Here is a 19,182-nt window from a genome sequence, read left to right on the forward strand (position 1 = left end):
CAGAAACATCATTGTTAGGAAGTTAAATGTTATTTAGAAATAGAACGAAATTAGATCAGTCATCATCTTCAAAGTGTCCCGCTGTTGCGAAAAATCCCCCCTGATAAAGCAATACTGGATGATCGGTATTTAACAAAGGGTCATTTGCTAACACCTCAGTTTCAAATTCAGCGGAAGAATCTTTCGGCTGCCAACCTAAAAAATTGGCCTTGCGATTATCCCACCATGACCAAGGGTTATTAGAGGCTCCATACACCACAGTGCAAGCCAACCGATTCACACTAAATACCCGTTTAATCAAGTCCGCCATGTCCTCTTCACTTAACCAAGTGGATAACATTCGACGATCAACCGGTTTAGGCAAACAACTGCCAATGCGAACCAAGGCCGACTCAACACCAAACTTATCAAAATAATAGCGTGCCAATAGTTCGCCGAAACCTTTAGAGACGCCATACAGGCTGTCTGGTCTCATTGGACTATCTGCATCAAGATGCGTCTCACGGGAATGAAAGCCCACCACATGGTTAGAGCTGGCAAAGAAAATGCGTTTCACCTTATGCTGTCGAGCCGCTTCATAAATATGATAAGTGCCTTTTAAATTGCCGTTTAAAATGCTGTCAAACGATCCTTCAATGGATTGGCCACCCAGGTGAACAATGCCATCACAGCCTTCAACCAAGCGTTTAACTGCGTCAAAATCCGCTAGATCGCATTGCTGGAAAGATTCACCCACCTGCAAGTCAGAAATGTCTACTCGATCAGACAACACCAATTCGTCTGCCCAGCCTGACAAAGCACGACGCATGGCCTTACCTAATGTTCCAGCTGCACCCGTTAACAATACACGTTTCATTTTTTTCCCCTTAACCACTGATCCAGTTTGGTAATGCCATCGAGATAGCAGGGACAAATGTCACCAACATCAATGCTGCTAAGATCGCTAAATAGAAAGGCCAAATGGATTTTACAGCTCGTTGTATTGGCACTTCACCAATCGCACAGCCTACAAATAAACAGCCACCAACGGGCGGTGTACACAAACCTAACCCTAGATTCATCATCAACATAATACCGAATTGAATCGGATCCATTCCCAAACTCACTGCAACTGGTAAAAAGATGGGAGTACAAATCAAAATCAGTGCCGCCATGTCCATAATCATGCCAAGCATCAGCAAGATTAAGTTCATCATTAAAAAGATAATGATCGGATTATCCGAAATCGCCGTTAAGCCAGCCGCCAATACCTTTGGTACTTCATATAGGGCCAGCATGTAACCAAAAGCGGAAGCACAACCAACCAGTATCATCACCATTCCGGTGGTTCGAACCGATCGAATCACGGCGATCCAAAAGTCCTTCAAACTGAGCGAACGGTAAACCAGAGCAGTAATTAATACCGCGTAAATAGCACCTATGGCCCCAGACTCTGTGACAGTAAAGACACCGGATAAAGCCCCACCTACCACGATAATGGCGGTAATCAGACCTGGAAATGACGCCAGAAACGCCACCAATATCACTTTCACACCAGCAAATGGCTCAGTCGGAAAATTGTGACGAATGGCAATCCAACGCGCGACCAGACCAAGCAATACACACATCAAAATACCTGGTACAACACCCGCCATAAACAAGCTCGCCACAGACATACCACCACCCGCGGCCACCACATAGAGAATCATGTTGTGACTTGGTGGAATCATAATCCCCGCAATGGATGAGGTTACGGTGACATTCACTGCATAGGCGTCGTCATAACCCTTTTCTTTCATCACTGGAATCAATAATGAACCCAAAGCCGACACATCGGCCACTGCAGAGCCGGATATCCCGCCGAACAACATACTGGAAAACACATTTACTTGGCCTAGGCCACCGCGCATCCAACCGACAGCAGACGACGCTAAACGGATTAATCGCGCTGCGATGCCCCCATGCAACATCAGCTCACCAGCAAAAATAAAGAAAGGTATCGCCAACAAAGAAAAGGTAGAAGTCCCTGCGACAATTCGCTGAAACCCTATCATTAAAGGCAGACCTTCATAAAAAAACGCCGAGATTGCCGCCATACCAAGGGCAAACGCAACAGGCACGCCGACAAAGGTCAGCAGAGCAAATAAACCAAGTAAAATCGCCAAGCCCATATCACTGATCTCCATTTACATCGGAAGAATGGGAATCTGCAGATACAGATTGACCAATAAACATATGCTGTATCGCCACTATCACGCGACAGCCAGAAAACAAACACATCAAAGCACCACTGGCCACTACAGGAAGGTAACGAATACCTTCAGGAATACCTAACAAGGGAATGGAGCGGAACCAAGCAAAATCTACCAGCTCTTTTCCATAGACCGCCATTGCCCAACCAAATGCAAAGATGCAGATATCAATCAGCACGTTAAACATCACACTGATACGCTTTGGCACGCACAAAGACAACATATCAACACTCAAGTGGGTGCGTTCATGAATGCCCACGGCCGCGGCCAAAAAGGTAATGCTGGTCACCAGTAGCATGGCCATTTGCTCTACCCAAGTTGGAGTATCGTTTAGCACATAGCGCCCAAATACCAACCAACCAAAGGAAAACACCAACACCACCAATAAGACTCCAGAGAAAGCCGTCACACTATACGCAATGGCGTCTAAAATGCGTTTCATCATTGGGTCTTTAGAAGAAGAGAAAATCATCGCAATACTCTTACCATCAAGGTCATCAAAGGGCTTGCCTGCTAACACGCAGGCAAGCACTGTTTATCACAAATTAGTCAACACTCTGAATTTGCTCAATAAAAGATTTCAGTGATGGGTTGTCTTGAACCGCTTTTGCGTAAACCGGTTTCATCGCATCGCTAAAGGCTTTTTTGTCTTTGATTTCATTGAACTTCACACCAGCCGCCAAGACTTTCTTACGACTCTCTTCGTCACGCTTAGCCCAAAGCTTACGTTGAAGTTGTGAACTATCACGTGCGGCTTTCTTTACCAATACTTGATCTGCTGGGGATAATCTGTTCCAAGCAGCAACGCTGACACACAAACATTCAGGAATAATCAAATGTTGAGTAAGTGAATAGTAGGTTGCGACTTCATAATGATTACTGGAGTCATAAGAAGGCCAATTGTTTTCAGCACCATCAACGACGCCTGTTTTTAGCGATTGGTACACCTCTGAATAGGCCATAGGCGTCGCATTACCACCTAAGGCTTCAATCATACCCACGTAAAGCTCGTTATTCATAACACGGAACTTTTCGCCTTTCACATCCGCTGGGGTTTGGATCGGTTTAGAAGTATTGTAGAAAGAACGAGCACCACCATCGTACCAAGCCAAAGACATGATGCCTTTTTTCTCCATGGCCTTACTAAGCTTATCGCCTACTGAACCATCCATCACTCGGTGCATGTGATCCAAGTTTTTAAAAATGAAGGGCAAAGAAACCACGTTGACTTCAGGAACAGCGTCGCCCATTGGCCCCAAGCTAAAGCCTGCAAACTGTATCGCGCCAACTTGTAACATCTGGATAGAGTCAGACTGGCTTCCTAATACGGCACCATTATAGACACGGCCATTGACACGACCATTGGTCACCTTGTCGGCTTCTTTAATAAAGGATTCTAATGCCACCGTAACTGGGTAATCCGTATTATGGATGTTCCACCCTTTCCACTCCGCATTCGCAGCGGACGAAAATGCCACGGCCGAAGCAGTTGTAACCAATGCCAATAGATTGCCTAATTTCTTTGCGGGAAATTTTATGATCATTGTTATGTCTCCAATTGTTATTTTAATTTTGCTGCTTACATTATTGACGACTATGAAAGCAAATGCTCAACAAAAGCCACCAAACCTTTTTTATTTGTAGCACATGAAATTAGAAACATACAACATTCATAGTATGAATTTTTTCAAAAAAGTATGAAATTTATTGTTAACCCGCTATATTTAGTAACATTCATCTTATGTGATAGTATGTTTAAGATATTATTTAGAAACATTTTTTTGCCTTTAGAAAAGTGATTAAGCTATGTCAGCACTGAAACAAAAAAAAACCAGCCTGCCACAACAAACCGCAGAAAGGATACGTCAGCGTATTAGTGAACAAGGCATGAAAGCCGGTGATAAATTGCCCACGGAACCGAACCTCATGTCCGAACTTTCGGTCAGTCGAACGGTGCTGCGTGAAGCCATTGCCAGCCTCAAAACGGAAGGGTTAGTGAAAGCCAAACAAGGTGCAGGCGTGTTCGTATCAGAACCTCAGCAAACAATTAGTTCTTTGCTACGTAACAGTACTCAGACACTGACGGATACGATTGAGTCGCTAGAATTAAGAACCGCCGTAGAGATAGAAGCGGTAGGCCTTGCCGTCACTCGATGCTCCCTTGCACAGGAAGCAGAAATCTACCGATGTTACGACGCTTATGAACGCAAAGTACATAAGAGTGAAAGCGCCGAACAAGAAGATTTTGAGTTTCATCTCGCCATTGCCAAAGCCACCAACAACCAGCATTTTGTTGACTTCTTAGAAGTGCTAGGCCGCCGCACGATTCCTCGTGCCCGTTTACGAGAAGAAGCTGGCCTACCAAGAGACCCTGATATTGATAAATCCCTTAATCGTGAGCACAAAGCCATCTTAGATGCGATCGGGTCGAGGAACAGCAAAGCCGCAAAAGAAGCCATTCGTATTCACCTCAATAATGGCTGTGAACGCTATCGAAAATTAATGCGTGAGATACAAAGAGCAAAGTCATAGTATGAATTTGTAGAATTATTCGAATGAATTGTGATATGTTTATCAAAATCCAATAACAAAAAACTCACATTGAAGGTCAGCTTGCATGAAAATTACTAAAATCATCACTCACCATCTTAGTCATTCATTAGAACATCCCTTTGAATCCGCTTCGATGCGATTCTTATCACGGGAACATTTACTTGTTGAAATTCACTGTGATAATGGCCTAGTGGGTTGGGGAGAATGTTTAGGTAACCGTCTTGTCAATGACGCTTTAATCAAGAGTATGACACCTCACCTCATTGGTGAAAACGCCCTCGACATAGAACCTATCTGGCTCAAGCTTTACAATGTTTTTCGCGACCAAGGTCAGCGCGGAGCTACCATCAATGCCATCAGTGGTATTGATATCGCCTTATGGGATTTAGCAGGCAAATATCATCAGTGTCCGACTTACCAATTACTGGGTGGCGCTTTTCGAAAAAAGATCCCCGTATACGCCACGGGCGGCTTTCGTATGGTCGGAGAAGATCGGATCGACAGCCTTTTGAAAGAAGTCAGTGAATACAAAACACAAGGTTTTAACGCCGTTAAAATCAAGATTGGTTTTGGGGTCGCCTTAGACATTGAATCCATTAAAGCTGTTCGAAACTGTTTAGGTTCTGACATAGAACTGATGATCGATGCCAATCATGGTTATGATGCTATTGATGCAGCACGAGTTGCGAATGCCGTTAGTGATTGCAATATCCTTTGGTTTGAAGAACCGGTCACCCCTGAATCACTAAGCAGCTACCATAGGCTTAGACAAACTCAACCCATTCCATTGGCGGGCGGTGAAACCTGGCATACTCGCTGGGGGATCAACGAAGCACTCAAACAGCAGACCGTCGACATACTACAACCGGATGTGTGTGGTGTTGGTGGGTTAAGTGAAGCACGAAAAATCCTAACCTTGTGCGATATCCATGGGGTCCGTTGCGTACCGCACGTTTGGGGCACAGGTGTGGCTTTGGCCGCGGCCCTTCATTTTCACGCCGTTATTCCACCTAATCCGCCGTCTTATGGCAACACTCCAGATTCACCAAGGTTTGAATACGATCAAACGCACAACCCTTTCAGACAAAGCATTATCCGTCAGCCATTGACACTCAATGAGGGCTACTTAACGGTTCCTTCTGGACATGGTTTGGGCATAGAAATTGTGCGCGAAGAACTTAGTCGATACGCCCCAAATAGTTAAAGGAGACTTTTATGACACGTTTATTATCAGGTACACCACCTAACGTTCTCCTTCCAAAAGGCAGCGTCGATACCCACATTCATGTCTACGATGCGGCGCATCCGAACCTACCCGGCGGGCCTAAGATCCCAGTCGATGGGGCCAATTTGGCAGACTATCAAAAAGTTCAAACTTGGCTTGGCCTTGAAAAAGTCGTCATCACTCAACCCAACGCCTATCAGACCGACAATCAAGTGTTATTACAAGCCGTTCAATCGCTTGGCGATAAAGCCCGAGGCATTGTAGTGGTAACACCAGAGACAACGGAAGAGGAACTGGCTCAGTGGCATGCGATGGGCGCTAGAGGTGCCCGTATTATGCAGTTAACTCAAGGCGCGGTGAGACTCAAAGATTTACTCAATATCAATGCAAAAGTGGCCAACTTTGGTTGGAGTTGTATTGTGCAATTTAATGGCCGAGAAATTCTGGATCACGCCCCATTGTTGAATAAGATCCAAGGCAATTTTAGCTTAGATCACCATGTAAAATTTCTCCCACCCGTTGCCACCAATTCAAGAGAGTTTAAACAGGTATTAACGCTATTAGATAAGGGCAACTGCTATTACAAAATTGCCGCCTGCTACGAAAGCTCAGCCAGCGGCGGACCTAACTATGAAGACGTTGCAGACATGGCCAAAGCAGCTATTCAACATGCCCCTGAGCGCATTATATGGGGCAGTAATTGGCCGCATGTATCAGGCACACCAGAGGAAGCTCCCAACGATGCAGCCTTACTAGACCTAGTACAAAGCTGGATTCCAGACGATAAAAGTCGCCAAGCAATTTTTGTAGATAACCCAAATAGACTGTATTGGTCATAAGCAAAACATGGCGCTCAAGGCGCCATGTTTTTATCTATTAACCAAACTCAATCTAAAGGCAAAACCACGTATTCGTCACGGCCAGAGCCCTTTGCTTGATACAGTGCTTTGTCGGCTACTTTAAAGGCTTTTTCAAAGGTTTGCTCGCCATAGCCAGAAAACATAGCAATACCAATACTAACCGTAAAACTTGTTTGACCAGACTCAGTATCCACTAACGTCTTTCTTACTTGATTTAGGATCTCTTGAGCAAATTGATGCGCATCTTGCTCTGTTGCATTGGTCAATAAAACGGCAAATTCATCCCCACCAAGACGACCAACCACATTGGGCTTTTTAAAAAGTGCACGTAAAATATCAGCAAACTTTACCAACACTCGATCGCCGCAAAGATGACCGTGCGCATCATTAATTTCTTTAAAACTGTCCAAATCCAACACAAAAAAAGCCGCCATGGGGACGTCTTTCATACTGAATTTATGCTGTAATGCCTTAAGACTTATTTTGTGAAAATAACCACGATTCTTAACTAATGTTAAGCTATCAGTAGAAGCAAGACGGGTCATTTTCTGCTCCATTGTGTCGACTCTCAAGAGCAAGCCGACAAGGTACCAAGACAATACAGGGGTCACGATACTTGCGATCACAATAATCATGAAGACATCACGTTGAATGTCGAGTGTGAACCCAAATAGGCTCGCAAGCACCACATCCAAAACAATGGAGATTAAAATAGCGGATACCGTTAAAAACGATACTAAGCCTGCTCGGCCAAGCGTTCGAAGAAGATGCCTTACAACAGGAGTCACGTTGCCTCCACAGCAAAAAAATTAGATAAAACCCATAGACCCGACGATAGAGTGAAAACGCGCTCTTAAGCTACCGAATAAGACTATAGCAAGCCAGCCAAACATGTAAACGATTATCAGTAAAATTAGAATTGAGCGATCTTTACCATTTTTACTGTTTGTACAAGTCTTTGTCTAAGTCGTACTTTCGCATTTTGTCATAGAGGGTTTTGCGGGGCAGCCCAAGCGCATCCATAGTGTCCTTAATTGATCCCTTCTGACGCATTAATTCTTGTTCCAGCAATGTTTTTTCAAACCGTTCTAGTTGTTCTGGCAAAGTCATGACGCCTGGGTTATTTTCATTGATAATGATTTGATCAAATTCGAAGGAACCCGCTTCTCCCATCAGCACATAACGCTCTGCCAAATTACGCAGTTCACGAACATTGCCAGGCCAATCATAGTTCAATAAGCTGTGCATACGAGCCGCTGATAAGGTCTCAGATTCTCGCTTATATTGAGCCGTCGCCACCAAACAAAAATGCTGCCACAACAATGAGATGTCATCTTTCCTCTCGCGCAGTGGCGGAATGTCTACCCGCACGACATTTAAACGGTAATACAAGTCCTCACGAAAACTGTCACCTTCACTAAGCTGCTTTAGGTCAAGCTTAGTTGCCGCTAAAATTCGCAAATCCAGATCGATGGCTTTGTTCGACCCTAACCGCTCCAACCGACGCTCTTCCAACACCCGTAGTAGACGAATCTGCATCGACATGGGCATACTTTCAATTTCATCCAGAAATAACGTCCCACCATTGGCATGTTCTAATTTCCCAATCCTTTGTTCCTTAGCATCGGTAAAAGCGCCTTTTTCATGACCAAATAACTCTGACTCCATAATAGAATCCGGTACGGCACCACAGTTAATCGCCACAAACGGCTGACCGCGACGGGAACTGTGCTCATGAATGTAACGAGCTACCAACTCTTTGCCAGTCCCCGTTTCACCCTGAATCAATATATCCGCCCCCGTGTCCGCTACATGTAAAAGCGCCTGACGCAACCGATGAATACCGGGAGTATTCCCAATAATACGAGGACCAGGGGCATTTTGAGCCGCTAACTCTAAACGTAAGTTACGATTCTCTAGGGTCAGCAAACGCTTTTCGCTGGCGCGACGAACCACCTCAAGAAAGTCATCATTCGAGAAAGGTTTTTCAATAAAATCATACGCACCATCTCGAATCGCACTGACCGCCATACTAATGTCACCGTGGCCTGTAATCAGAATAAAAGGGATTTCCGCATCGATTTTCTTCACCCTTTCAAACAACTCTAAACCACTCTGACCTGGCAAATTGATGTCACTAACAATGACACCAGGCCAGTCTAGTGCAAGCTTTTCTAACACGCCTTGAGTACTTGCAAATTCCGTCACATTAAACTCTTCTAACGCCAATGTTTGTGAAATGGCCATGCGTACGGCTTGTTCATCGTCTATCAAAATAACTTGGTTTTTATCCGTCATCTTTTCTCTCATTTTTCAGGATGGCGATTGGAACCGCGGTAAAGTCACGGAAAATATAGCCCCACCTTCTGCTCGATTTTGTGCGGTAATTTGGCCGCCCATAGCATCCACAATACGTTGACTAATGGATAAGCCTAAGCCCAACCCGACCCCTGAAGATTTGGATGTATAAAAAGGTTCAAATAAGTGTTTAATGGCCTCATCACTTAGTCCTTCACCTGAATCCAAGACATGAATAATCACCTCTGAATCCGTAGCCGATTGTGTTATCGAGACTTGTCTCAACCTTGCTGGTAAATCACCATGGCAAGCTTCCAATATCGCATCCGATGCATTAGCCAATAAATTCACTAAGACCTGTTCAAGGAAAACCATATCACCATTGACGATATAACCTTGATCGTCTGGCATCCGCAGATTGATACCAACCTCTTTGTACCTTGGTGAAATGATCTTTATGGCCCCCATAATGGCGCTTTGTACCGCAATGGGACCTTGTTGTACGTTGCCTTTTCGAGCAAACACTTTAAACCGAGAGATGATATCACTCATGTGCTGACCCAGCTGATTAATCTGCTCAAGGTTGCTATGGGCTTGTTGATAATTTTGCCGAGCAAGAAATTTCAAACCGTTGCCAGCAAAAGCGCGAATCGCGGTTAATGGCTGGTTCAACTCGTGGTTTAAACCAGCACTTAATTGCCCAAGTACCGCTAACTTAGCCGTCTGAATCAACTCTCGCTGCGTGTCTTTATGACCCGCCATTTCCTGACGCAACAAAAGGTTAGCCTCTTCGAGTTCAAAGGTACGCTCGCGAACGCGCTCTTCCAACTCAAGCTGGGCTTGCATGACTTCTTGCTCATAACGTTTGCGCTCTGTCATGTCATGAAAGGTCACCAAATAGCTACGACGATTAAGCAGTTTCATTTCACATAGCGTCATTTCGACAGGCACCAGATCCGCTGTATCCAATTGCAAACGCCCTTCCATAGTCACCACTTTAATGCCCAACTCATCATCCGCCGTCCACACCCGGTCGAATGCTGTCTGATCATCAGCACGGAATAAGCTCTGTAAAGGTTGACCTATTAGCGCACTAAGCGGTTGTCCTACCAGTCTTTCAATGGCGGGATTAAAGGATTCAACGCAATGCTTTTCGTCCAAAGTAACCAATCCAGCCTGGGTGTTCTGTATCACTTCTCGAATGTAGGCTTGATTGTGACGCGCCATCTCGTTGGCATTATAACGTTCTAACAGCATTCGACGACGCAATAAGGCCAAACCAGCAAGCAAACCAGTAATGGTTATGCCGCCGGCAAATATGGCTCGCCATAAGGCAATTTCTTCATTGATTAATTTCAACGGTGATAAAATCGAAATAGTGAAGCCCAATAACTGAATCGGACGACTCATTTTTAAGTACGAATGTCGCTCCAACTCACCATTAAGCGGATTGGCTTCCAACACATCCACCAGCATCGCCTTGTCCCCCAAAGGTTTCTGATAAGCAATGGGCAATTTCTCAATCGGTCGATCTTTATAGCGTTGAGATTCTGCAATGCGTTTAAGTTCGCTGTAGGACAAACCACGCAATACTTGATAGAGCCAACTAGGCCGCGAGCTACTGAATACAACACCGTCTGGATCCAGTAATAGAAAATCATAATTTTGATTGGCGAAGCGCTTTTCAAATTGACTGATGTCTACCTTCACCACCGCCACCCCAATGATTTTTTCGTCATCCACCACAGGGTAAGAAAAGTAATAACCACGACGATTAGACGTGGTTCCCAGCGCGTAATAACGCCCAGGTTGGCCTTGAATGGCTTGCTGGAAATACGGCCTGAAAGCAAAATTATTACCAATAAAGCTGGCATCACTTTGATAATTTGATGCCGCTATGGTGAGACCGTCTTTGTTCAATATATAACTGTCAGAAGCTTCGGTAATGCGGTTAATTTGCTCCAACTCGAGATTTAACTGGGAAATATCATGGTAAAAACCATCTCGTAGGGCTTTTTTAACTCGACCATTGGTCGCCAATAAAGTTGGCATGTGTTGATATTTTGCAATGGCACTTTCAATCACACTGGCCAGTTGCGCCAACTGCTCCTCAGAAGTTAGTTGTAAATCGTCAATTTGGCGATTTTTTAGGGCCTCTCCACCCTTCCAGATGATAACCATCACCAATAATAGAGTTGCCAACAAAGACAGGACAATGACTTTTCTTGGCGCGACAGACACAGCCGCAGCTTCACTCAACGTATCAGATAACTTGCTCACCAAAACCTCATTTTACGCAATTGGATTAAGCCCGTTCATGAGCAAATGCCAGCACCTCGGCAATGTCCTTTTTGCCACAGATTAGCATGAGCAGACGATCAACACCTAACGCCACACCGGCACAATCTGGCATTCCCTGAGCCAACGCCGTAATCAGACGTTCATCAAACTGACGCTGTGCTGATCCAGCTAGGTGCCTTTGTGCTTGATCCTCTGCAAAACGAGCGGCCTGCTCCTGTGCGTCTGTCAGCTCATAATAACCATTTGCTAGCTCCATTCCTTGCCAATAAAGCTCAAATCGAGCCGCCACAAGATTGCCTGAAGAATCATTATGTAACTTTGCCAGTGCGGCCTGAGACACTGGATAACTGTGGATAAAGCAAGGTTGCTGCTGAGCAATCTTAGGTTCAATCACACTGGCAAAAATCAATTCCAATAAAGTATCTCGGTCAGTTTCCTGCAAGCCGTATTCGGTTGCTTGATGCGCACACGCTTGCAAGTCGTCAAGACTCACCTGCCAAGGATCTAGCCCTGTAAAGTCGATAAAAGCTTGCTGGTAACTGAGGTAATCACATTGTAGGCTCGGTGCAATCACAGCTTGCAACAAGGCTTCTATTTCAGCCATCAATTGCCAATGATCCAAGCCAACGCGATACCATTCCAACATGGTAAATTCGATACTGTGACGACGCCCCATTTCTTCGGCTCGGAACACCTTTCCCAACTGATAGATAGAGCCAGCTCCTGCGCACAGTAAGCGCTTCATGGCGTACTCTGGCGAAGTTTGCAGATAATAGGTAAGGTCTTGCCCCATTGAGTGGGTGTTGGCCGTCAGCACGTCAATATGTGGATCAGAAATACTCGCAAGAGACAAACATTGAGTATCGACCTCCATCACCTCGCGCTCTGCGAAAAATTGACGTATTGAGCGGAATAACTCGGCACGCTTACCCAGCACTGAAAGGTCGGCACTAGGCTGCCATGATGCGGCATCATACATAGGAAAAAGCTCGATAAAATAAAGCCCATCATAACAAATTTATCACGCCGGCCTTTATAAATTTATGAGACATCTTTCTGATCAACGCTCTCTTTCAGATTGCCATCCCGACACTTAAAACCAAAGATTTTTTTCACCCTTGTCGCAAACGGCCCCATTCCGACAAACCAAGTCTCACCACTATACTCCTCATAAAAAGCCTGCTCTTTTTTTTGTTGCGCCGTCTTCGAAGGGCATGGAAAAGGAATATTGCTAATGCCATTATATTGTTCACTCCCTAGACGATTTTTCTGCTCCATCATCAAGCCTCCCAAGTGTGTTGAGCATGACATATCCAGCCTCAACAGCACTCTCTAAAATAAAAGTAATGATTGACCCTTACCTAGAATAAGGCGTAATGTCTTTTCGACAACAAAACAGATTAAAAAGACTATTTCATGATTGAAAAGAACATGGATTGGAATGACCTCAAATTTTTCCTCGCCGTTGCCAGACATGGAGGCCTGTCAGCTGCAGCAAAACAATGCCAACGCAGTCCTGCCACATTGGGCAGAAGAATGTATGAGCTTGAGAAACAGATGCAACAAGAGCTCTTTATCAGGCAAGATAGAGGCTATCTATTAACAACAGATGGACAAAAGTTACTCAGCGAATTAACACAAATAGAAGCGCTTATTTTGCGTCAAACATCACCATCAGAAACCTCACGCCCACTGGTAAAAATCTCCGCAGGCAGTTGGACCACTCTTGCATTAATACAACACTTGGATGAGTTTATTGGCTCGCCACCGGATCTGTTATTACGCTTTGTCTCAGAAGAAAAGAAACTCGCTATATCGCATCGAGAAATCGTAATAGGCTTTCGTAATCAACGCCCCACAGAAGAATCCTTGGTATGTCGAAAATTGGCAAAGGTAGAATTCGCTCCTTATTCGACAAAAAATGCGCCTAATTGCTGGATTAAAGTCATTGCCAATACCCCCTCGGCACAATGGCTAGATCAGCAAAAACACTTGGATATTATTTGCGAAACGAACACCCCTAGAAACAGCCTCGACTTGGCTCTTGCCAGCAAAGGCATTGCAGTCTTACCAACCTTTATTGGAGACACGCAAACTAGCTTGCATAGAGTTGATAATATCATCGAAGAACTTAGCCACGATCAATGGCTAGTCACTCACCATGAAGATCGTTATTTACCTGAGGTGCGACGTTTGATCCAGCGTATTAGGCTTGCGATGGAGCCAGCTTAAAGTGAGAGCGGAAGATCCGCTCCCGATTTCCATAAACAATTAAGCACTCAATTTACTCATCAGAATTTTTATTCCAGCAATGCCAAAAAACAACGTGAACAAGCTATCAAATACCCGACTCATTCTGAAATATAGGGTCCGAATTTTCGCTTGCGAAAACAACAAAGCGTAACCAAGGAAAAGACACATACTTTGCATACCTATCAAAAAAATAATGGATAGCAATCCATCCATGTCCACCGTGCTGGGCACGCCCATAGAATACAAGGCGCCAAAGAATAAAATGACTTTCGGATTAGTTAAATGAATTGCCAAGCCACGTAAATAATCCGCTTTAAGAGACTTAGAGGGTATTTGCTCTAATGTGATTGACTTAGGATGCAAAACCGATTTGAAAGATTTAAACGCCAAAAACAGCAGATAAGCCGCACCAAAATAACGCAATATATCGAATAACCACGCATTGGCATACATTACCGCAGCCATACCAAACGCGCCTGAAAAAGACCAAATAAAGGAGCCGGTCAAGATGCCGAATGCTGTTGCTACACCATGACGACGTCCGGAACTCATGGCGCTACCAGCAATGGCTAAGGTGGCAGGACCAGGACTGGCCGTCGCCACAAAGGCGGCAATTAAGATCAAACCATAATGAATGTCCTGCATAGTCATCTTCCTTTTTTATCTCAGAGTTTTAAGGTTACTGTTATCATCAAACAGTGCTGCGTTTTACCTTGAACACAGTCCATGTTATTTGACTGATAAACAACCCAGCAAGAATCAGTCCGCCTGCAACGATTTGACTGACCGTAATCACTTCATCGTAAAACCAATGACCTCCCAATAAACCAAACACAGGCACCAGCAAAGTCATGGGCGCTACACTGGAAATAGAGTATTTCACTATCATCTTATTCCATAACCAATAACCCAATAAAGTGGTGGGATAAGCCTGAAACAAAGCGGAAAACAAAGCCGATTGATTGAATTCCGTCATCAAATCAGTAACAACGCTAGGGCCATTCAGCATTACAGATAAAAGCACTAATGGCACAGGCGCAAACAACATCCCCCACAGATTAAAGGCAAAAATTTCACGGGTATTGGCCCATTTTACAATCACGCCATTGACGCTCCAAAAAACCGACGCCAACAGCACCAACAGAAGACCCGCCATGGTAATGGCACCACCGTCGGCACGTATGATGATTAGCAATCCCAACAACGCCAATCCAGCGCCAAATAACTTGTTGAAAGTCAGCTTTTCTTTAAGCACAAAATACCCCACCAACAAGCTACTGACGACACTCATATCCAACAATAATGACGCCATGCCTGCTGATAATCCTAGGCGAATCGATAAGGTTGTTAAGCCCCAGACACCCACACCAAAAGACAAACCATAAGCCATCAGGTAACGCCACGGCACATTAGGACGTTTGATAAAAAGCACCAGTGGAAATACCGCAAAGGTAAATCGCAAGGCCGTTAACATAAGAGGGTCAATGTTATTTACCCCCAACTTAATCACGCTGAAGTTCAATCCCCATAGGGCCATTAAAGCGAACAACAAGCAAAAATCCCTGAGTTTCATCTCTTTCTCTCTTTTCAATACCGAAGAAGTCTGCCTAGTATCACGGCAAAACCAAAAAGAGATCAGATTCAATTTTTAATAAAATTAAGAGTACAATTTTGCTATACTGTCATCACATCCTCAGGAGAGAGTTTGCGTTATGTCAAAGTTTCAACGCTTGGCCCAACACTTTATTGAGCAAATTAACACGCAAAAACTCCCCGCAGGCGCGCGTTTACCGGCTTTGCGAAAAGTTACTAAGCAACATCAGGTCAGCATGACCACGGCCACACGTGCTTATCACTACTTACAGCAAACCGGCTGGATTTATGCTCGCCCGCAAGCTGGCTACTTTGTTGCCAGCCAGATACAAGACACCCCCTTCCCTGAATTATCAAACATTTTCTTAGAGCAAAGAGACCCTAAGAAATTCGCCCCTAGCCGGGGCTACAACCCCAGTTCAGCTTTTTTCAGCCCACTTGGCACCTCTATGATCGCCCCCCATTTATTACCCAATACAGGCCTACAACGCAGTATCAAACGCGTTGCTCAACGCGCCAGTCAGCCGCTATTTCAGTACCCAGACATTCAGGGAGAAATGGCATTAAGGAGTGCATTAGCAGAACATTTGCGCCGTTATGGTCTGGCTTTTTCCAGCCATGAGCTGGTCATCACCAATGGCTGCATCGACAGTGTCAAAAAAGCCATCGAAACCCTAACCCGTGAAGGCGACACCATCGCCATTGGTTCCCCTTGTTTTAGCGGCTTATTAGATTTACTAACCACCTTGTCACGACAGGTAGTAGAGGTGCCAATCGGCCAAGACGGTGTGGATTTACAGCAATTTGAAAAGCTGCTCAAGCAAGGCATAGTCAAAGCGTCATTGTTCAGCACCAACAACATCAACCCCAATGGCATCTGCTTCTCAGATCAGCAAAAACAAGCCTTAGCCGAACTGGCGGCTCGATACCAAACCCCTATGATTGAAGACGATGTGTATTTTGAATTGAGCCATTTAAAGGACACACCATTACCCGCAAAATATTGGGATCAACAAGGCTATGTCATTTGGTGCGGTTCCTTTTCAAAAATTTTGGCCGAAGGCATGAGATTAGGTTGGTGTCATCCGGGGCGCTATTTTTCTGATTATATGCGCAAACATACCTTAACCAGTTTTGGCGTGAATGGCTTAGTGCAATCCTGCATGGCGGAATTCATCAACACAGGAGAATACCGCAGCCATGTACACAAGATCCGCTACCGAATGGGCCAACACATTCATCAATATCAGCAGTTATTAGCCAAACAGCTGCCTGACAATGCCAAGATCAGTACACCGCAAGGCGGGATGGTATTATGGGTGCATGTGCCTGGCTTAGATGCCGTACAGTTGGAAGCTGACGCTCAACCATTAAACATAGACATTCGCAGTGGCGCTGGCTTCAGCACGCATGACTTCTATACAGATTGTTTCCGCATAAATTGTGGCTGGCCACTCGAAGACAACGCAGACAAACACAATACCCGTCAACAGATATTGGTCTTATGTGAATTGATCAAAGCCAGTATGAATAAATAAGACAACGACTGATGTATCTCTAATAAAGAATCACATACCGATTCAATTTTTTTGAAGGGCTTAATCAAAATACTTCGTTACTTATTCTGTCATAAATTGTATATAATATTGCTATCACTCATAACAGATTTCAAGGTAGAAACTATGCAAGCATTTATCCAAAACATAACACGTACTTCTTCTGGCTGGGCAGGCACGATTCTTCGTATCCCAGTTGGTTTAATTCTAATGGCTCACGGCGCACAAAAATTGTTTGGCGCATTCGGTGGCTATGGTCTAGAAGGCACAGGTCAATGGATGGCATCCATTGGTCTTGAACCAGGTTACTTAATGGCATTGATGGCCGGCAGCGCAGAATTCTTTGGCGGCTTGGCTTTGGTGATTGGTTTGTTGGTACGTCCTGCCGGCATCGCATTAGCGTTCACCATGCTGATCGCCATCTTTTCCGTTCATTTCAGCAATGGTCTTTTCATGGCAAACAACGGCTATGAATACGCTCTAACCATATTGGTTGTCTGCTTGTCTTTAGCCTTTAGTGGTGCTGGCGCTTTGTCTGTAGACAAAGTGATTGCTAAATAAGCGATCTAAGTCAAAAAATAAGGTTCGACTTCTCAAATGAGAAGTCGAACCTTTTTATTTCCCTAGCAAATCAACGACTAAACTTTCTATTTGCTCTCTTGCTTTCGCGATAGACTTTTGATGTCTTACATCTTTAAATTCTTGAAACTCAGAACCAATTTCATAGAAAGATTCCGCCCCTAAGTAACGTCCAAGCTGTTTCACATGAGGGCCTAAGTGATTCATTTCTTCCCTAACGCCACCGGCTTGAAAACCAAACTCACCCGTTGAGGTTAGTAGTACCAACACTTTTCTAAACAGCATAGGCTCAATCGGAAAATCCCCTCTTTTAAGGTCGAAGGTAAAGGTATGATTTAGCCGTAAGATCTGATCAAACCAAGCCTTTAAAACGGCAGGCATACCATAGTTATGCATAGGCGCAGTAATCAAAATAAGGTCTGCTTGTTTTACTTCTTCATAGTAGGCATCCGACTGCTTCAGTACACTTCTTTGCAACTCAGAACGCTCCACTTCTTCTGTAAACGCAGCGGCTAACCAATCAACTGAAAGGTATTCGGGTGGATTGCTTGCTAAGTCCCGATAGACGACCTTAATCGAATTATTTTTTTTCATCCATGTTTGTATAAAATGTTGTCCTAATGATTTAGAAATTGATCTATGAGACAAGGATTCGTTTTCACTAAAGCGTACACTAGAATCTATATGTAATATGTTATTCATAAGAAAACCTCTGAAATTTAATGATTTTTCAGAGGTTAGTTTTCATTCAAAAGATGTGTCTGACAAACGATCATATTTTTACTATAAATAACTTTAATTCATCTATAAAGGACTACCACGTGTTTCATAAGTTACCGTCTCTCAACAGTATTCGAGCCTTTGAAGCGTCTGCGCGGCTTGGTAGCTTTAAAGCGGCAGCAATCGAACTTAATGTCACACCAACAGCGATTTCTCATCAAATTCGTGCACTTGAAGATGAACTTAATATCAGACTTTTTGAGCGAAAAACCAGAAAAGTCATGCTCACATCGGAGGGCAAGATACTAGCGGAAACGGCGTATCAGTCACTACACGGATTACTGACAAAAATTAATGACCTAAAAAAATTCCCTAACGATTTAACAGTCAGTACAACAAACTCCTTTGCAACAAAATGGTTAGTCCCAAACTTAAATCTATTTCAATCACTCAATCCAGATATCAATATCCAAATACGAGGCGAAGATGACATTGTTGATATAGAGAATGATCGCCGTTTTGATTTAGCCATTCGTTATGGAGATCCTTCTCAGCTCTCTCATAAAAACCCCCTAATTAGCTGTGCCTTGTTCACTGAATCTTTTTCCCTATACGCCACACCTAATTATTGGCATACACACCTTAAAGAAAAGCAACCTATACAGTTCTTCGCGACTCAATGGAAAAACCCAATCTTAGCGCCTCTAGACCTTGATGAGCAGCTACTTAAAAAATTCCCTCACGCCAAAGTCCAGTACTTCAATGATGAAAATTTCACGGTTCAAGCCGCATTATCAGGACAAGGAGTCGCTTTATTAGGCAAAATTTCAGCGGAACACTCAGTAAAAAATAGCTGGTTAATATGTGGAGAAGATGATTATTCTCTTCAAATTCTAGGACACGATTACTATTTAGTAATTCCTCAACGAGTTGCACACTTGCCTTCGGTCAAGGTATTTAAACAATGGCTGTTAGAAATGATGCAACATAAAAAAATCACGCCACACTAACTC

19 protein-coding genes are annotated in these 19,182 nt (G+C 44.1%); 7 read left to right on the forward strand and 12 right to left on the reverse strand.

Annotation, left to right across the window (positions count from 1 at the left end; translation table 11 throughout):
• Positions 1–55 precede the first annotated feature (55 nt).
• From MAR181_RS14770 to MAR181_RS14785, 4 genes are read right to left on the reverse strand one after another with little or no spacing between them, the layout of a single operon-like run.
• Positions 56–856 carry an NAD-dependent epimerase/dehydratase family protein gene (locus MAR181_RS14770; protein ID WP_013797401.1) on the reverse strand — a complete coding sequence of 267 codons (801 nt, stop codon included), beginning with the start codon at positions 854–856 and terminating at the stop codon, positions 56–58.
• Between the two features lie 10 nt (positions 857–866).
• Positions 867–2,150 (reverse strand): TRAP transporter large permease, encoded by a 1,284-nt coding sequence (locus MAR181_RS14775; RefSeq protein WP_013797402.1) that lies wholly within the window; start codon positions 2,148–2,150, stop codon positions 867–869.
• Position 2,151: 1 nt separating this feature from the next.
• Positions 2,152–2,751 carry a TRAP transporter small permease gene (locus tag MAR181_RS14780; protein WP_216086346.1) on the reverse strand — a complete coding sequence of 200 codons (600 nt, stop codon included), beginning with the start codon at positions 2,749–2,751 and terminating at the stop codon, positions 2,152–2,154.
• 25 nt (positions 2,752–2,776) lie between these two features.
• On the reverse strand, positions 2,777–3,775 hold the full coding sequence (locus MAR181_RS14785; RefSeq protein WP_013797404.1) for a TRAP transporter substrate-binding protein: 999 nt from the start codon (positions 3,773–3,775) through the stop codon (positions 2,777–2,779).
• Positions 3,776–4,037: 262 nt separating this feature from the next.
• On the opposite strand from MAR181_RS14785, the gene MAR181_RS14790 reads away from it, so the two are divergent.
• The 3 genes from MAR181_RS14790 to MAR181_RS14800 all read left to right on the forward strand — a co-directional run bounded on the left by MAR181_RS14790 (position 4,038) and on the right by MAR181_RS14800 (position 6,848).
• Positions 4,038–4,763: a FadR/GntR family transcriptional regulator gene (locus MAR181_RS14790; RefSeq protein WP_013797405.1), complete on the forward strand. Its 726-nt coding sequence runs from the start codon at positions 4,038–4,040 to the stop codon at positions 4,761–4,763.
• Positions 4,764–4,848: 85 nt separating this feature from the next.
• Positions 4,849–5,988: a mandelate racemase/muconate lactonizing enzyme family protein gene (locus MAR181_RS14795; protein ID WP_013797406.1), complete on the forward strand. Its 1,140-nt coding sequence runs from the start codon at positions 4,849–4,851 to the stop codon at positions 5,986–5,988.
• 11 nt (positions 5,989–5,999) lie between these two features.
• Positions 6,000–6,848 carry an amidohydrolase family protein gene (locus tag MAR181_RS14800; RefSeq protein WP_013797407.1) on the forward strand — a complete coding sequence of 283 codons (849 nt, stop codon included), beginning with the start codon at positions 6,000–6,002 and terminating at the stop codon, positions 6,846–6,848.
• Between the two features lie 47 nt (positions 6,849–6,895).
• Here MAR181_RS14800 and MAR181_RS14805 read toward each other — a convergent pair whose 3' ends face one another.
• The 5 genes from MAR181_RS14805 to MAR181_RS14825 all read right to left on the reverse strand — a co-directional run bounded on the left by MAR181_RS14805 (position 6,896) and on the right by MAR181_RS14825 (position 12,749).
• Positions 6,896–7,657 (reverse strand): GGDEF domain-containing protein, encoded by a 762-nt coding sequence (locus MAR181_RS14805; protein ID WP_013797408.1) that lies wholly within the window; start codon positions 7,655–7,657, stop codon positions 6,896–6,898.
• A gap of 151 nt (positions 7,658–7,808) precedes the next feature.
• A complete protein-coding gene (locus MAR181_RS14810; protein WP_013797409.1) occupies positions 7,809–9,167 on the reverse strand; it encodes a sigma-54-dependent transcriptional regulator in 1,359 nt (452 codons plus the stop codon).
• Positions 9,168–9,182: 15 nt separating this feature from the next.
• Positions 9,183–11,447, reverse strand: a complete 2,265-nt coding sequence (locus tag MAR181_RS14815) for an ATP-binding protein (protein WP_013797410.1) — start codon at positions 11,445–11,447, stop codon at positions 9,183–9,185.
• 25 nt (positions 11,448–11,472) lie between these two features.
• Positions 11,473–12,447, reverse strand: coding sequence for an EF-P lysine aminoacylase EpmA (gene epmA / locus MAR181_RS14820; RefSeq protein WP_013797411.1), 975 nt, complete (start codon positions 12,445–12,447; stop codon positions 11,473–11,475).
• A 62-nt stretch (positions 12,448–12,509) separates the two neighbouring features.
• Positions 12,510–12,749, reverse strand: a complete 240-nt coding sequence (locus MAR181_RS14825; RefSeq protein ID WP_041651388.1) for a hypothetical protein — start codon at positions 12,747–12,749, stop codon at positions 12,510–12,512.
• A 135-nt stretch (positions 12,750–12,884) separates the two neighbouring features.
• On the opposite strand from MAR181_RS14825, the gene MAR181_RS14830 reads away from it, so the two are divergent.
• Positions 12,885–13,700: a LysR family transcriptional regulator gene (locus MAR181_RS14830; RefSeq protein ID WP_013797413.1), complete on the forward strand. Its 816-nt coding sequence runs from the start codon at positions 12,885–12,887 to the stop codon at positions 13,698–13,700.
• A gap of 39 nt (positions 13,701–13,739) precedes the next feature.
• On the opposite strand, the gene MAR181_RS14835 is transcribed toward MAR181_RS14830, so the two are convergent.
• Complete coding sequence (locus MAR181_RS14835) at positions 13,740–14,366, reverse strand: LysE family translocator (protein WP_013797414.1); 627 nt, start codon at positions 14,364–14,366, stop codon at positions 13,740–13,742.
• Between the two features lie 46 nt (positions 14,367–14,412).
• Positions 14,413–15,294 carry an EamA family transporter gene (locus tag MAR181_RS14840; RefSeq protein WP_013797415.1) on the reverse strand — a complete coding sequence of 294 codons (882 nt, stop codon included), beginning with the start codon at positions 15,292–15,294 and terminating at the stop codon, positions 14,413–14,415.
• Between the two features lie 139 nt (positions 15,295–15,433).
• Between MAR181_RS14840 and MAR181_RS14845 the strand changes: the two genes are divergently transcribed.
• Positions 15,434–16,852: an aminotransferase-like domain-containing protein gene (locus tag MAR181_RS14845; RefSeq protein WP_013797416.1), complete on the forward strand. Its 1,419-nt coding sequence runs from the start codon at positions 15,434–15,436 to the stop codon at positions 16,850–16,852.
• Between the two features lie 144 nt (positions 16,853–16,996).
• On the forward strand, positions 16,997–17,431 hold the full coding sequence (locus MAR181_RS14850; protein ID WP_013797417.1) for a DoxX family protein: 435 nt from the start codon (positions 16,997–16,999) through the stop codon (positions 17,429–17,431).
• A 54-nt stretch (positions 17,432–17,485) separates the two neighbouring features.
• Here MAR181_RS14850 and MAR181_RS14855 read toward each other — a convergent pair whose 3' ends face one another.
• Positions 17,486–18,151, reverse strand: coding sequence for an FMN-dependent NADH-azoreductase (locus tag MAR181_RS14855; RefSeq protein ID WP_013797418.1), 666 nt, complete (start codon positions 18,149–18,151; stop codon positions 17,486–17,488).
• Positions 18,152–18,270: 119 nt separating this feature from the next.
• On the opposite strand from MAR181_RS14855, the gene MAR181_RS14860 reads away from it, so the two are divergent.
• Positions 18,271–19,179 carry a LysR family transcriptional regulator gene (locus tag MAR181_RS14860; RefSeq protein WP_013797419.1) on the forward strand — a complete coding sequence of 303 codons (909 nt, stop codon included), beginning with the start codon at positions 18,271–18,273 and terminating at the stop codon, positions 19,177–19,179.
• Positions 19,180–19,182: the final 3 nt, after the last annotated feature.

The sequence above is a fragment of the Marinomonas posidonica IVIA-Po-181 genome (assembly GCF_000214215.1).
In the GTDB taxonomy this organism is placed as follows: Bacteria; Pseudomonadota; Gammaproteobacteria; order Pseudomonadales; family Marinomonadaceae; genus Marinomonas; species Marinomonas posidonica.